The sequence below is a fragment of the Bordetella genomosp. 7 genome (genome assembly GCF_002261265.1).
In the GTDB taxonomy this organism is placed as follows: domain Bacteria; phylum Pseudomonadota; class Gammaproteobacteria; order Burkholderiales; family Burkholderiaceae_B; genus Bordetella_A.
The window spans coordinates 825,524-839,715 of sequence record NZ_NEVK01000003.1 but is presented as its reverse complement, the minus strand read 5'-3'; the positions used below and the strand labels follow the sequence as shown (position 1 = coordinate 839,715).

The 14,192-nt window shown below is 65.2% G+C and carries 14 protein-coding genes; 1 reads left to right on the top strand and 13 read right to left on the bottom strand.

Features of this window, described 5'->3' with window-relative positions; translation table 11 throughout:
- From hisS to ndk, 5 genes are read right to left on the bottom strand one after another with little or no spacing between them, the layout of a single operon-like run.
- Entirely contained in the window at nt 1-1,293 is a 1,293-nt protein-coding gene (gene hisS, locus CAL19_RS06265) for a histidine--tRNA ligase (protein WP_094796419.1), read from the bottom strand.
- 59 nt (nt 1,294-1,352) lie between these two features.
- Nucleotides 1,353-2,639, bottom strand: a complete 1,287-nt coding sequence (gene ispG, locus CAL19_RS06260) for a flavodoxin-dependent (E)-4-hydroxy-3-methylbut-2-enyl-diphosphate synthase (protein ID WP_094796278.1) — start codon at nt 2,637-2,639, stop codon at nt 1,353-1,355.
- 11 nt (nt 2,640-2,650) lie between these two features.
- Complete coding sequence (locus tag CAL19_RS06255) at nt 2,651-3,145, bottom strand: helix-turn-helix domain-containing protein (RefSeq protein WP_026638321.1); 495 nt, start codon at nt 3,143-3,145, stop codon at nt 2,651-2,653.
- The gene (gene rlmN / locus CAL19_RS06250; RefSeq protein ID WP_094796418.1) at nt 3,142-4,284 is read right to left on the bottom strand and encodes a 23S rRNA (adenine(2503)-C(2))-methyltransferase RlmN; all 1,143 of its coding nucleotides are present in this window, start codon (nt 4,282-4,284) and stop codon (nt 3,142-3,144) included. Before rlmN ends, CAL19_RS06255 begins: the two co-directional genes overlap by 4 nt.
- 27 nt (nt 4,285-4,311) lie before the next feature.
- Nucleotides 4,312-4,737 (bottom strand): nucleoside-diphosphate kinase, encoded by a 426-nt coding sequence (ndk, locus tag CAL19_RS06245; protein ID WP_026638323.1) that lies wholly within the window; start codon nt 4,735-4,737, stop codon nt 4,312-4,314.
- A gap of 299 nt (nt 4,738-5,036) precedes the next feature.
- Between ndk and CAL19_RS06240 the strand changes: the two genes are divergently transcribed.
- Nucleotides 5,037-7,922, top strand: a complete 2,886-nt coding sequence (locus tag CAL19_RS06240) for a valine--tRNA ligase (RefSeq protein ID WP_026638324.1) — start codon at nt 5,037-5,039, stop codon at nt 7,920-7,922.
- Nucleotides 7,923-7,997: 75 nt separating this feature from the next.
- On the opposite strand, the gene CAL19_RS06235 is transcribed toward CAL19_RS06240, so the two are convergent.
- From CAL19_RS06235 to rpsP, 8 genes are all read right to left on the bottom strand, one after another.
- Nucleotides 7,998-9,287: an NAD(P)/FAD-dependent oxidoreductase gene (locus CAL19_RS06235; protein ID WP_026638325.1), complete on the bottom strand. Its 1,290-nt coding sequence runs from the start codon at nt 9,285-9,287 to the stop codon at nt 7,998-8,000.
- A gap of 13 nt (nt 9,288-9,300) precedes the next feature.
- Nucleotides 9,301-10,032, bottom strand: coding sequence for an amino acid ABC transporter ATP-binding protein (locus CAL19_RS06230; RefSeq protein ID WP_026638326.1), 732 nt, complete (start codon nt 10,030-10,032; stop codon nt 9,301-9,303).
- A complete protein-coding gene (locus CAL19_RS06225; RefSeq protein WP_026638327.1) occupies nt 10,029-10,682 on the bottom strand; it encodes an amino acid ABC transporter permease in 654 nt (217 codons plus the stop codon). Before CAL19_RS06225 ends, CAL19_RS06230 begins: the two co-directional genes overlap by 4 nt.
- Before the next feature lie 79 nt (nt 10,683-10,761).
- Nucleotides 10,762-11,514, bottom strand: coding sequence for an ABC transporter substrate-binding protein (locus tag CAL19_RS06220; protein WP_026638328.1), 753 nt, complete (start codon nt 11,512-11,514; stop codon nt 10,762-10,764).
- Between the two features lie 75 nt (nt 11,515-11,589).
- Nucleotides 11,590-12,240, bottom strand: coding sequence for a helix-turn-helix domain-containing protein (locus CAL19_RS06215; RefSeq protein ID WP_094796277.1), 651 nt, complete (start codon nt 12,238-12,240; stop codon nt 11,590-11,592).
- 137 nt (nt 12,241-12,377) lie between these two features.
- Nucleotides 12,378-13,142: a tRNA (guanosine(37)-N1)-methyltransferase TrmD gene (gene trmD / locus CAL19_RS06210; RefSeq protein ID WP_094796276.1), complete on the bottom strand. Its 765-nt coding sequence runs from the start codon at nt 13,140-13,142 to the stop codon at nt 12,378-12,380.
- The gene (gene rimM / locus CAL19_RS06205) at nt 13,142-13,765 is read right to left on the bottom strand and encodes a ribosome maturation factor RimM (protein WP_094796275.1); all 624 of its coding nucleotides are present in this window, start codon (nt 13,763-13,765) and stop codon (nt 13,142-13,144) included. The genes trmD and rimM overlap by 1 nt, the downstream gene beginning before the upstream one ends.
- Before the next feature lie 41 nt (nt 13,766-13,806).
- Nucleotides 13,807-14,067 carry a 30S ribosomal protein S16 gene (gene rpsP / locus CAL19_RS06200; protein WP_026638332.1) on the bottom strand — a complete coding sequence of 87 codons (261 nt, stop codon included), beginning with the start codon at nt 14,065-14,067 and terminating at the stop codon, nt 13,807-13,809.
- Nucleotides 14,068-14,192 lie beyond the last annotated feature (125 nt).

Here is a 14,192-nt window from a genome sequence, read left to right as displayed (position 1 = left end):
CTAACCCTTGGATTTCAAAACGTCGGCCAGTTGGTCCAGCGGGACCTGTTGCTGGGAGCCCTCGCCCGCTGCATCGGCGCGCAGGAACTTCACGCTCGCGGCGCCGGCGGCCAATTCATCGGTGCCAAGAATAACCGCAACCCGGGCCCCGCTGGCGTCGGCGCGCTTGAATTGCGACTTGAAGCCCGACGAGCCGGCATGCACGATGACCGACAAGCCGGCGTCGCGCAGTTGCTCGCCCACGCGCGCGGCGGCCCGTTGCGCCTGGTCGCCCTGGTGCACCACATAGACATCGCACTCGGGCGCAGACGCCGACGCGGACGGGCAGACCTGCTGCCAGAGGTCGAGCAGCCGTTCCATGCCGATGGCGAAGCCCACGGCAGGCGCGGGCTTGCCGCCCAGCAGTTCGACCAGTCCGTCGTAGCGGCCGCCGCCGCACACCGTGCCCTGCGCGCCCAGGCGGTCGGTGACCCATTCGAAAACCGTAAGGTTGTAGTAATCGAGACCGCGCACCAGCCGGGGGTTGAGACGGTATTCGATGCCGGCGTCGGCCAGCAACTGGCACAGGCCATCGAAATGCGCCCGCGATTCGTCTCCAAGGAAGTCGAACAGGCGCGGCGCACTATCGGCCATTTCCTGCATGGCGGGGTTCTTGGTGTCGAGAACGCGCAACGGATTGGAGTACATGCGCCGCTGCCCGTCGTCGTCGAGAATGTCGCGGTGGCGCTCCAGGTGTTCGATCAGCGCCGCGCGATGGGCGGCGCGTTCGCTGGCCTGCCCCAGTGAATTCAGTTCCAGACGAATATCGGTCAGGCCCAGCAGCTTCCAGAGGCGGGCCAGCATGACGATAAGTTCGGCGTCGACGTCGGGCCCGGCAAAACCCAGCGCCTCGACGTCGATCTGATGAAACTGGCGATAGCGGCCGCGCTGGGGGCGCTCGTGGCGAAACACCGGGCCGATGCTGTAGACGCGTTGCGGCCGGTCGTACAGCAAATTGTGTTCGATGGCGGCGCGCACCACGCCAGCGGTCATTTCGGGCCGCATGGTCAGCGAGTCGCCATTGAGCGCGTCGGTGAAGGTGTACATCTCTTTTTCGACGATGTCGGTGACTTCGCCGATGCCGCGCGCGAACAGGCGGGTATGCTCGAGCACGGGGGTGCGCAGGTTGCGATAACCGTAGCCATGCAGCCACCCGCGCACGAGTTCTTCGAATTTTTCCCAGCGTGCGCCGTCGCCGGGCAGTATGTCGTTCATGCCGCGTATCGCGGCGACCTTCTGGAAAGCTTGCGTCATTTTCTTCATGCCGCAATGGCTCGCGCCATGGCGCGCGCCTTGCGGTTCAGCCTTTGTTTTCAGTGGGTGGCCTGCGCACCGTAACGGCGCGCGACGTAGTCTTCGACAATGTTCTGGAACTCTTCGGCTATGCGGTCGCCCTTGAGGGTAACCGTGCGCTCGCCATCGATGAACACCGGCGCTGCGGGAACCTCGCCGGTACCCGGCAGGCTGATGCCGATATCGGCATGCCGGCTCTCGCCGGGACCGTTGACCACGCAGCCCATGACCGCGACGTTCATGGATTCGACGCCGGGGTAGCGGGCGCGCCACACCGGCATCTGGCGCCGCAGGTACGACTGGATGCTGTCGGCGAGCTCCTGGAAGAAGGTGCTGCTGGTGCGGCCGCACCCCGGGCAGGCGACCACCATGGGCGTGAACGCGCGCAGGTTCATGGTCTGCAGGATTTCCTGGGCCACGATGACCTCGCGGGCGCGGTCGCCGCCGGGCTCGGGGGTGAGGGAAATCCGGATGGTGTCGCCTATGCCCTGCTGCAACAGCACCGCAAGCGCGGCCGTGGATGCGACGATGCCCTTGCTGCCCATGCCGGCTTCGGTGAGCCCGAGATGCAAGGGGTAGTCGCAGCGCGCAGACAAGTCGCGATACACGGCGATAAGGTCTTGCACGTGGCTGACCTTGCACGACAGGATGATGGCGTCGCCGCGCAGCCCGAGTTCTTCGGCGCGCCGTGCATTGCTGATGGCCGACACCACCAGGGCATCGCGCATAACCGCCTGCGCTTCCCAGGGCTGCGCGCGCCGGCTGTTCTCGTCCATTTTGCGCGCCATGAGCTCGTGGTCCAGGCTGCCCCAGTTGACACCGATGCGCACCGGTTTGTCGTACCGGCAGGCCACTTCGATCATTTGCGCGAAGTTATCGTCGCGCCGTTTACCGCCGCCCATATTGCCGGGGTTGATGCGGTACTTGGAAAGCGCACGGGCGCAATCGGGAAACTGGGTGAGCAGCTTGTGCCCGTTGTAGTGAAAGTCGCCGACCAGCGGCACGGACACTCCCATGCGGTCGAGCTGTTCGCGGATTGCGATGACTTCGCGCGCGGCCTCGGGCGTGTTGACCGTGATGCGCACCAGCTCGGACCCGGCCTGCGCGAGCTCTTTGACCTGGATGGCGGTGGCGATGGCATCGGCGGTGTCGGTGTTGGTCATGGATTGCACCACGACCGGCGCCGCGCCGCCGATGACCACCTGACGCTCGCCCCACTTGACCGTTACCGGGCGCGTAGGCCGGCGCGGCGCGGCGCCCACTGCGGGCGGCGGGGCATCTTGGCAGGGCGGAGACAACTCTTGCATGCGAGTACGGGTTACGTGTTTGCCGGCGAGGACCAGGAGCCGGGCAACCAATCGGCGGGCAACCAACCCTGCCAGAATGCGTAGGCCAGCAACGCCGCCAGCAGCGCCAGGATGATCAGCAGCCAGCCCCACGACATGCCCGCGCGGTCGTCATCGTGCGGATGGACCGGCACGGCCATGGGGCGCGTACGAGGACTGGGCGCGGGCGGCGGCCCTATCTGGGCTTCGAGCGAGGCCACGATGGCGGTCGCGTCGGCGCCCAGCAGCCGGGCGTAGCTGCGGATGAGCCCGCGCAGCGACACACCGCCGGGCAGCTTGTCCCATTGCTCGTTTTCCAGCGCCTGGATCTGGCGCGAGGAGAACTTGATGCGGCTGGACACTTCGTCGAGCGACCAACCCTTGGCCAGGCGAAGCGCCTGCAGGGCCTGGCCCACCGTGGGAGCCTGGGCCTGCGCCTGGACGGGGGACTCGCTTGCGAGAACAGCCGAATCAGCCTGCTGCGTCATGCCTGCACCTGTGCAATGGGAATGGTACGGCCGGCGTTACGCAGAGCCACACGCGTGCGGTCGCGGACTTCGCCGGCCAACTGGCCGCAGGCGGCGTCGATGTCGTCGCCGCGCGTCTTGCGTACCGTAGTGACGATGCCCGCGTCCATCAGCCGCTGCGCGAACACGCGCACGCGCGCCGCCGGAGACCGCTTCAGGCCCGAAGCCGGAAACGGATTGAAGGGAATCAGGTTGAGCTTGCAATGCACCTGCCGCGCCACCTGGATCAACGCCCTGGCGTGCTCGTCGGTATCGTTGATGCCGTCGAGCATGCAGTATTCGAAGGTGATGAAATCGCGCGGCGCGCTGGCCAGGTAGCGTTCGCACGCGGCCAGCAGTTCGGCAAGCGGGTATTTCTTGTTGAGCGGCACCAGCTCGTCGCGCAGCGCATCGGTGGGCGCGTGCAGCGACACCGCCAGCGCAACCGGGCAGTCGCGCGACAGGCGGTCCATCATGGGAACCACCCCCGATGTGGACACCGTGACACGACGGCGCGACAGGCCATAGGCATTGTCGTCGAGCATCAGGCGCAGTGCGGGCAGCAACTGGTCGTAGTTGAGCAGCGGTTCGCCCATGCCCATCATCACGACATTGCTGATCACGCGCGTGTCGCTCGAGGCGGCGCCGCCCAGCCGCGCGGTGCCGGCATCGGCCTGCAGCACCCGTTTGGCCCACCACAGCTGCCCGATGATTTCGCTGGACGTAAGGTTGCGGTTGAACCCCTGGTGGCCGGTGGAGCAGAAACGGCAATTGACGGCGCAGCCCGCCTGGCTGGACACGCACAGGGTGCCGCGGTCGTCTTCGGGGATGAACACCGTTTCGATGGCATTGCCCTGCCCGACGTCGAACAGCCATTTGCGCGTGCCGTCGGACGAGCGCTGCTCGGTATTGACCGGCAGCGCCTGGATACTGCAACGTTGCGCCAGTTGCCCGCGGAATTCGCGGGCAAGGTCGGTCATGACATCGAACGAATCGGCGCCGCGCTGGTGTATCCAGCGCTGCAACTGGCGGGCGCGAAACGGCTTGCCGCCCCACTGCCCGACCAGTTCGGACAGCGCGGCGCCATCAAGGCCCAACAGGTTCACGCGTTCGGTTTCCATGACAAGCATCCGGCGCAACGGCCCGGATCAACGGCTGTGGATGTTGATTTCGGGGAAGAAGAACGCCACTTCGACGGCAGCCGTTTCGGGCGCATCGGAGCCGTGCACGGCGTTGGCGTCGATGCTGTCGGCGAAGTCGGCGCGGATCGTGCCGGGAGCAGCCTTCTTGGGATCGGTGGCGCCCATCAGGTCGCGGTTTTTCTGGATGGCGCCTTCGCCTTCGAGCACTTGCACGAACACGGGGCCCGAAACCATGAAGTCGACCAGATCCTTGAAGAAGGGGCGTTCTTTGTGCACGGCATAGAAGCGTTCGGCGTCGGTGCGCGACAGTTGCTGCAGGCGCGCGGCGATGACCTTCAGGCCGGCGTTTTCAAAGCGTGCGACGATCTGGCCGATGACGTTCTTGGCGACGGCGTCGGGCTTGATGATCGAGAGAGTGCGTTCGACGGACATGGATGCTCCAAACTTTGGATATGACTGTATTGCAGTAGGTGGATGCACGCCGCCGCGGCGCGCCGCATCGTGACGAACTGCACGCGGGCCGCCCCCGGCGCTGCGTTCCGGGACTGGATTCGAGACTGGACCTTGCCGGATGGTTCCGGCGACCGCCGTTTTCTTAATAAAAACAGGGACTTCTGAAAGGTTTACAGTAACCCGGCATTCTAACACGCCGTCAAGTCAGCAATACATCTTAAAATTGCTGGTTTGCCTGGCCGCATATTGGCCTGCCCCCGTTTTCGCCGGAACCCGTAATGACCGAAGCAGCAGCCCAACCCTCGCCCGATACCGACTCCACCGAACTGTCGAAAAGCTTCGAGCCCGCCGCGCTCGAGGCGCAGTGGTATGCCGAATGGGAGCGGCGCGGCTATTTCGCCGCAGGCCAGCACGTAAAAACAGGGACCGACCCCCAGCCTTACGTGATCCAGTTTCCTCCGCCCAACGTCACGGGCACCCTGCACATGGGCCATGCGTTCAACCAGACCATCATGGACGGGCTGATCCGCTACCATCGCATGCGCGGCGACGACACGGTGTTCGTGCCGGGCACCGACCATGCCGGCATCGCCACCCAGATCGTCGTGGAACGCCGGCTGGACGCCGAGAACCTGTCGCGCCACGACCTGGGCCGCGAGAAGTTCATCGAGAAGGTCTGGGAATGGAAAGAGCAATCGGGCAGCACCATTACCAGCCAGGTGCGGCGGCTGGGCGCCTCGGCCGACTGGCCCCGCGAATATTTCACCATGGACGAGCGCATGTCGCGCGGCGTGGTCGAGACTTTCGTGCGCCTGTACCAGCAGGGCCTGATCTATCGCGGCAAGCGCCTGGTCAACTGGGACCCGAAGCTGCTGACCGCCGTTTCCGACCTGGAGGTGCAATCCGAAGAGGTCGACGGCCATATGTGGCATATCCTGTACCCGTTTGTGGACGGGCCGCAGACTATCGTCGACAAGGACGGCCAGGCGGTCACGCTGCGCGGCATGACCATTGCCACCACCCGGCCCGAGACGATGCTGGCCGACGGCGCGCTGTGCGTGCACCCTGACGACCCGCGCTACGCCCACCTGGTGGGCAAGATGGTCGAACTGCCGCTGTGCGACCGCAATATCCCCATCATCGCGGACGATTTCGTCGACCCCGAGTTCGGCACCGGCTGCGTGAAGATCACCGGCGCCCACGATTTCAACGACTACGCCTGCGCCCTGCGCCACGATCTGCCCATGATCGTGATCTTCACGCCGGACGCCCACATCAACGAGAACGGCCCCGCGCAGTTCCGGGGGCTGGAACGCTACGAGGCGCGCAAGGCGGTGGTGGCCGAACTCGAGGCACAGAATTACCTGGTGAAGGTCGAGCCCCACAAGATGATGCAGCCCAAGGGCGATCGAACCGGCGTGGTGCTAGAACCCATGCTGACCGACCAATGGTTCGTGGCCATGAGCAAGCCGGCGCCCGAGGGCACCCTGCATCCCGGCAAGAGCATTACCCAGGTGGCGCTGGACGTCGTGGCCGACGGCCGCATTACGTTCTACCCGGAGAACTGGACCACCATCTACAACCAGTGGCTCAATAACATCCAGGACTGGTGTATTTCGCGGCAACTGTGGTGGGGCCACCAGATCCCCGCCTGGTACTCGGAAGACGGCCAGGTGTTCGTGGCGCATTCCGAAGCCGAAGCGCAGGAGCAGGCCCGTGCCGCGGGCGTGACGGGGCCGCTGACGCGGGACCCCGACGTGCTGGATACCTGGTTCTCGTCGGCGCTGGTGCCGTTCACGACCCTGGGCTGGCCCGAACAGACCGCCGAGCTGCAGCGCTACCTGCCGTCCAGCGTGCTGGTCACCGGTTTCGACATCATCTTTTTCTGGGTGGCGCGCATGGTCATGATGACCACGCACCTGACCGGCCAGATTCCGTTCAAGCACGTGTATGTGCACGGCCTGATCCGCGATGCGGACGGCCAGAAGATGAGCAAGTCCAAGGGCAACACGCTGGACCCGGTAGACCTGATCGACGGCATCGACCTGGAAGGCCTGGTGGCCAAGCGCACCTATGGCCTGATGAATCCCAAGCAGGCCGGGTCCATTGAAAAGGCAACGCGCCGCCAGTACCCCGATGGCATTCCCGCCTTCGGCACCGACGCGCTGCGCTTCACGATGGCAGCCTACGCCACGCTGGGACGCAACATCAACTTCGACCTGAAGCGCTGCGAGGGATACCGCAACTTCTGCAACAAGCTGTGGAACGCCACCCGCTATGTGCTGATGAACACCGAAGGCCACGAACTGGGCGGCGATCAACCCGTCGAGCTGTCGTTCGCGGACCGCTGGATCGTCAGCCAGTTGCAGCGCCTGGAGGCCGACGTGGCTCGCGGCTTTGCCGACTACCGGTTCGACAACGTGGCCAACGCCCTGTACCGCTATGTGTGGGACGAATACTGCGATTGGTACGTCGAGCTGGCCAAGGTACAGATCCAGCAGGGAACGCCGGCGCAGCAGCTGGGCACCCGCCGCACGCTGATTCGCGTGCTGGAAGCCGTGCTGCGGCTGGCGCATCCGATCATTCCGTTCATTACCGAAGCGCTGTGGCAGAAGGTGTCGGTGGTGGCTGGCAAACGCCAGCCCGGCGCGGCCGACAGCGTCAGCGTCCAGCCGTACCCCCAGAGCAACCCGGACGCCATCGACCCGGCCGCCGAGGCCGACGTGGCCGAACTGAAGGCGCAGGTCGAAGCCGTGCGCGCCTTGCGCGGCGAAATGGGCCTTTCTCCGGCCCAGCGGGTGCCGCTGGTGGCGCAAGGCAACGCGGCCGTGCTGAGCCGCAACGGCCCGTACCTGGCCGCGCTGGCCAAGCTGAGCCAGGTCGACGTGGTGTCCGCCTTGCCCGACGCCGGGGCGCCGGTTCAGGTAGTGGGCGACGCACGCCTGATGCTGCACGTGGAAATCGACGTGGCTGCCGAGCAGGCCCGGCTCGACAAGGAAATCGCGCGCCTGCAGGCCGAGGTTGCAAAGGCCAGCGGCAAACTGGGCAATGCCAGTTTCGTCGAGCGCGCCCCGGCGGCCGTGGTCGAACAGGAAAAGGCCCGGCTCGCGCAGTTCAATGAAACCCTGGCCCGGGTGCGCGAGCAGCGCGCCAAGCTCGGCTGAGACGGCCGGCCGCGCCGCCGTTGCATGCGGCGGCGCGCAAATAGCCGCGCGCCCCGGCGCGCGCCGGCTGGCGCCCTATACCCCGCCGTCGTTCATGCGATACCAAGCCACCACGGCGTTCACATAGACGCGCCGCAACGGGTACAGCGGAAAACCCTTGATCGGCGTGATCGGCACCGGCAAGGCGTCGGCGCCCTCGCCCGCCGTGTAGGCGGCGAGGGCCTTGCCCATGGCCGTCTGCAGGCCTACGCCGCGCCCCTGGCACCCAATATCGATAAGCAGGCCCGGCTGGGGCTCGTGCAGGTGGGGCAGATAATCGCGCGTGACGGCGACCCGCCCGCACCAGCGATATTCAAACGGCACACCGGCCGCCTGGGGGAAAAGCTTGCCAACCACCCGCTCGAGATGGGCCCAGTCCTGCTGGCCCTTCGGCTCACGGAACGGGCCGCGCCCGCCCATGAGCAGGCGGCCCTGGTGGTCGAGCCGGAAATAGAGCAGCAGGTTGCGCGTGTCGGAACATACCTGCCCTTGCGGCAGTATGGCGGCCCGCGCTGCCTCGGGCAACGGCCGCGTGGCCACCTGGAAGGTGTTGGCGTCGATGATCGACTGCTGCAGCCCCGGCCACAGGCTCGCGCCATACGCATTCGTGCACATGACCACCCGCTGCGCCTGCACGCTGCCGCCGCCGGCCGTGGTGGCCGTCCATTGGCCGCCGTCGCGCTGCAGGCCCGTCACGGGCGTATCGGTATGCAGGCGCGCGCCGGCCGCCTGCGCGGCCCGCGCCAGGCCGCGCACATAGCTCAGCGGCTGGATAGAGCCGGCGCGCGGGTCGAGCCACCCGCCCAGGTAGCGGTCGGTGCCCAGCAGTTGCGCCACTTGCTGACGGTCCAGCATCTGCGCCTGGACGCCGTGGCGCGCCCACTGTTCGGCGCGCCGCTGCGCGAGCTGCAGCGCCTCGCCGGTATGCGCGCCCTGTATCCATCCGGCCCGCCGCCGCGGCACGTCCATGCCATGGCGCTCGATCAGCCCGAACACCATGTCGGCAGTGCCGCCGGCAAAGCGGATCAGGCGCTCGCCGTGTTCGGGCCCGTACATCTTGAGGAGATCATCGGGATCGTGCTTGAGTCCGGGAATCACCTGCCCGCCATTGCGCCCCGACCCGCCAAAGCCGATTTCCCGGGCTTCGAGCAGCACGGTGTCGACGCCGCGTTCGGCCAGGTGCAGCGCCGTGCTGAGCCCGGCATACCCGCCTCCGATGACCAGTACGTCGGCGCGCGCAGAGCCTTGCAGTGGCGCGGTTTCGGGCGGCTCGGCGGCGGTGGCGGCCCATAGCGAATGTGACAGCGGATATGGCGCTTGCGCCATGATGCGAGGCTCCTTACATGGGATGCAGGACGCGATGCAGGAAATCCTGCGTGCGCGGATGCTGCGGTTGGTTCAATACATCGCGCGCGGCGCCCTGCTCTACCACCACGCCGCCATCAATGAACAGCACGCGATCGGCGACTTCACGCGCAAAACTCATTTCGTGAGTCACCACGACCATGGTCATGCCCTCTTCGGCAAGCTTGCGCATCACGCCCAACACATCTCCCACCAGTTCGGGATCGAGGGCGGAGGTAGGCTCGTCGAACAGGATCGCCTTGGGCTGCATGGCCAGGGCGCGCGCGATCGCGACGCGCTGCTGCTGGCCACCCGACAGCTGCGGCGGATGCGTATGCTCCTTGTCCGCCAGCCCCACGCTGGCCAACAGTTCGCGACCACGCTCGACAGCCTGCGAACGCGGCTCTTTCTTGACATATACGGGGCCTTCAATCACGTTTTCCAGCGCGGTACGGTGGGGAAACAGATTGAACCGCTGGAACACCATGGAAACCTGCGTGCGGATGGAGACGATGGACGGCGCGTCGCAGTCGACCTTCTCGCCGTCGATGGTGATGCTGCCGCCGTCGTAGCGCTCCAGCCCGTTGATGCAACGCAGTATCGTCGACTTGCCGGAACCCGAAGGCCCGATGATGCAGACGACTTCACCCTTGCTGACTTCGGCATCGATACCTTTGAGCACTTCGAGCTTGCCAAAGCTCTTGCGTACGTCTTTGAGCAGAATCATTTGGCAGTGCTCCTTTTTTCGAGGTGCCGGACCAACAGAATAAGCGGCACGCACATCACCAGGTACATCAGCGCCACCAGCGAAAATACGGTGGCATTCTTGAAGGTAGACACCGCGATCAGCTTGCCCTGCAGAGCCAGCTCGGCCACCGTGATGGTGGACGCCTGAGACGAGTCCTTCAGCATCATGATCATGATGTTGCCGTACGGCGGCAGCACGATCTTCACCGCCTGTGGGAGCACGACGCGGCGCATAGTCATGCTCCAGCTCATGCCCATGGCCATGGCCGCCTCGATCTGGCCGCGGTCGATGGCTTCGATGCCGGCCCGGAAGTTCTCGGCCTGGTAAGCCGAATATGCGATGCCCAGGCCGATGATGGCTGCCTGCACGGCGGTCATGGCGATGCCCATGTCGGGCATCACAAAGTAAATATAGAAAAGCAGCACGATGATGGGGATGCCGCGCAGCACGTTGATCATGCCCGCACTGAACTTGGCCAGCGGCTTGATTCCGGACACCCGCATCAGCGCCCACACCAAGCCCAGCACGGTAGACAGTAAAAGCGAGCCCAGGGTAACCAGTATGGTCAGCTTGGCCCCTTGCAGCAGGATCGGCAGGAACTCGCGCGCATCGTTAAAAAATTCCATCATCGTTGGGTCCATCCAATTCGGTAGCCTGAATCAAGCCGGCGGCCGGTTACGGCCGCCGGCGGGCGCTGGCGTAGAGGGTTCAATCCGCCAGGTTCCACTTTTTCAAGATGCCGTCGATGGTGCCGTCGGACTTCAGTTTCTCGAGCGCCTTGTTGATCTTCGCCAGCAGCTCAGTGTCGTCCTGGCGCGTGGCAATGCCCAGGCTGCCCACGACCGTGGGCTCATAGCTCTTGGCCATCTTCAGGTTGGGATACGCGCCCTTGGCGATGATGCTGGCCGCGATGGGATAGTCCATGAAACCGCCCTGTATGCGGCCCGCGTTGGCATCGCGCATCATGTCGGGCGGATTGTCGTAGAGCTTGACCTCTTTGAAGACACCGCTTTTCTGGATGGGCTCGACAAACGCAGTGCCCACCTGCACGCCTACGGTCATGCCTTTCATGTCGGCGAACGACTTGTATTCCTTGTCGTCGTCCTTGGGCACCATGAACCCTTCGCCATAGCGGTATACAGGCTCGGAGAAACTGACAACCTTCTTGCGGGGCTCGGTAATGAACATGGCCGCCGAGATCAGGTCGATGCGCTTGGATGTCAGCGAGCCGATCAGCGCCGAGAACGCCATGGGCTCGATCTGCACCTCGAACCCGGCCTCTTTGCCCACGGCACGGATGATGTCCACCATGACACCTTCAATGGTGTTGGTTTTGGTGTCCAGGAAGGTGAATGGGCTGCCGGTAGGCGTAGAGCCGACCTTGAGCACGGTTTGCGCCTGGGCTGCGCTGCCCAGAGCCAGGGTGGCGGCCAGAGCGGCCAGCAGGATTTTCAGTTTCATGTGTGTTCCCCTACGGTGCTGTTGTGAAAGTCAAAGCGCGCCGCGCGTGCGCCGGGCCTGGCGCACGCGCGCGGATTATGAAGTGTCCTCCTTGAGGTCGATGCGGCTGATCGCCCAGATGACGTCCGTCACCTCCGGGCCGGGATTGCGCCACCGCCGCGGCGTGCGGCTGGCATAACGGAAGCTGTCGCCCGCGTGCAGCAGCAAGGCCCGGTCTTCGAGCCAGAGCTCAAGCGTGCCTCGCAGCACCAGGCCGATCTGTTCGCCCATGCTGGTGAAAAACAGGTCGTCCCCGGTCGAGCCACCTGGCGCGATGCGCGCCCGGCATAGGTCCAGCGAGCGGCCCGTGGGCGGCGTGTACATCTCTTTCCAGATGCCCTTGTCGTGCAATTCGATGCGCCGATGCGAGCCGGCTCGCGCCACGTGGCCCGCCGCTTCGCCATCGGCCAGATCGGCCCCGCGCAACAAGGAATCTACGGGTACGCCGAACTGGTCGGCCAACAGACTGAGCAGCTTGACCGACGGCGAACTCAGCCCGCGCTCGACCTGGCTGAGCAATCCCACGGACATGCCGCAGGCCTTGGCCACCTGTACCAGCGACAGGCCATGCTGCTTGCGCAGCTGGCGCAACTGCTGGCCCAGCCAGAAATCGATAACCGACGCAGGCTGCGGCGCGTCAGGCACAGGGGCTGACGGGTCCGGCATGCTGGCGGCCAACTTGGGCATATGAAAATTTCACAGGGAAATAATTTTCAAAATGCTAGCAGGGCACGCAGCGGCCGGCCATGGGGACTTCCCTAGCAGCGGAAATGAAACAATATTGCGGGCGGCGCCCCGCCGGCAAGGGAAGGCCGGCGGAAAATCTACCCGCTATTCAGAGAGGCCAGGAACCGTTCGTCGGCCTTGCTCAGCCAGCCATTACGGCGAGCGCGCTCGATGAGTTCGGGCCGGCGGGCGGCTGTCAGGCGCAACGACTGCTCGCGCCGCCAGCGCGCGATGTTGGCGTGGTGCCCACTGAGCAGTTCGGAGGGCACCGCGTGGCCGTCGTAGATTTCGGGGCGGGTGTAGTGAGGACTGTCGAGCAGGCCCGACAAGTTGTCGTTGAAGGAATCCTGCAGCGCCGAGTCGCCGTCGTTGAGGACGCCCGGCAGCAAGCGGATGGCGGCATCCATGACGGCCAGCGCCGCGATCTCGCCGCCTGAAAGGACGAAGTCGCCAAGCGAGATCTCGTCCGTGACGCACCGATCGATGAAGCGCTGGTCGATACCTTCGTAGCGGCCGCAGATCAGCACGGCACCCTGACCCGACGCCAGGGATTGGGCGGCTTGCTGGTCGTAACGCCGCCCGGTGGGCGACAGCAGCACCACGGGCGCCCTGTCCAGGCCCTGGCCTGCGCGGGCCGCTTGCGCCGCCGTTACGGCGGCTTCGAGCGGCTCGGCCATCATGACCATGCCAGGGCCGCCGCCGTAGGGGCGGTCGTCGACGGTGCGATGCACGTCGTGGGTGTAGTCGCGGGGATTCCAGGTGTGCAGGGCCCACAGGCCCTGCACATGTGCCCGGCCGGTGACGCCGAGGTCGCGCACGGTTCCGAACATGTCCGGAAAGAGCGTGACGACGTCGAAACGCATCAGAATTCCGTGGGCCAGTTGCTGTCGATACGGCGCGTGGCGAGGTCCACCGACAAGATATGCGCGCCGACGAAAGGCACCAGCATTTCGAGTGGACGCCCCTTGGCGTCGAGACGAGGCTCGGGCTCGCCGCCCGGCGCGGGCGCGCGCTGCAGCAAGACGCGCAGGATGGCGTGAGCGCCGTTATCGAAGACTTCTTCGACCGTGCCCACGCGTGCGGGCTCGCCTTCGGCATTGGTATAGAACGCGCAGCCGATGAGATCGACCCAGTAGTATTCGTCTTCGCCAGCAGCGGGGAACAGGCTGCGCGACACCTTGACCGCGTATCCGCGCAAGGATTCGGCCTGGTCGCGGTCGGCGATGCCTTGCAGTTGGGCGACAACGGTAGCGCCATGTGCGCGCGCCTGCTCCACCTTGTATGCAGCAGGCGCAGACGCAACAACGCCTCGCGCCGATTCAGGAGCGAGGCGAGTCAGCCACCAGGTAGACGACCGGAGCAGCACATCAGACTGGGCTGAATGCGGCTGCACCTTGACCCAGCCCTTGATGCCATAGGCCCCAACGATGCGGCCCAGCTCGACCAGGTCGCCGGGTACCGCGCTTGACGTTGCAGTATCAGGCATGCAGCCGGCCGATACGGCGTGGGGTTACGCCTGGCGCGCCATCAGGCGGCGGCGGAAACCTTGGCCGAATATTCTTTGACCAGGCGCTCGACGGCGGGCGACAGCAGCGCGCCGTTGTCGGTCCAGTGTTGCACGCGGTCCATCGCGATACGCAGGTTTTCGGTGCCTTCGCTGGCAACCGGGTTGTAGAAACCCACGCGTTCGATGAAACGACCATCGCGGCGGTTGCGCGAATCGGTGGCTACCAAATTGTAAAACGGACGCTTCTTCGACCCACCGCGGGCCATGCGAATCACCACCATAGGTAATCCCTTGAATTAGTTGTGAAAAACGGAAGATTCTAGCATTGAAAAGAAGGCCCTGGCAAGAAAGCCTTCTTTCGTTGCTGCAGACGCAAGCATACACCCGCGGCGACCCCTGCGGCAGC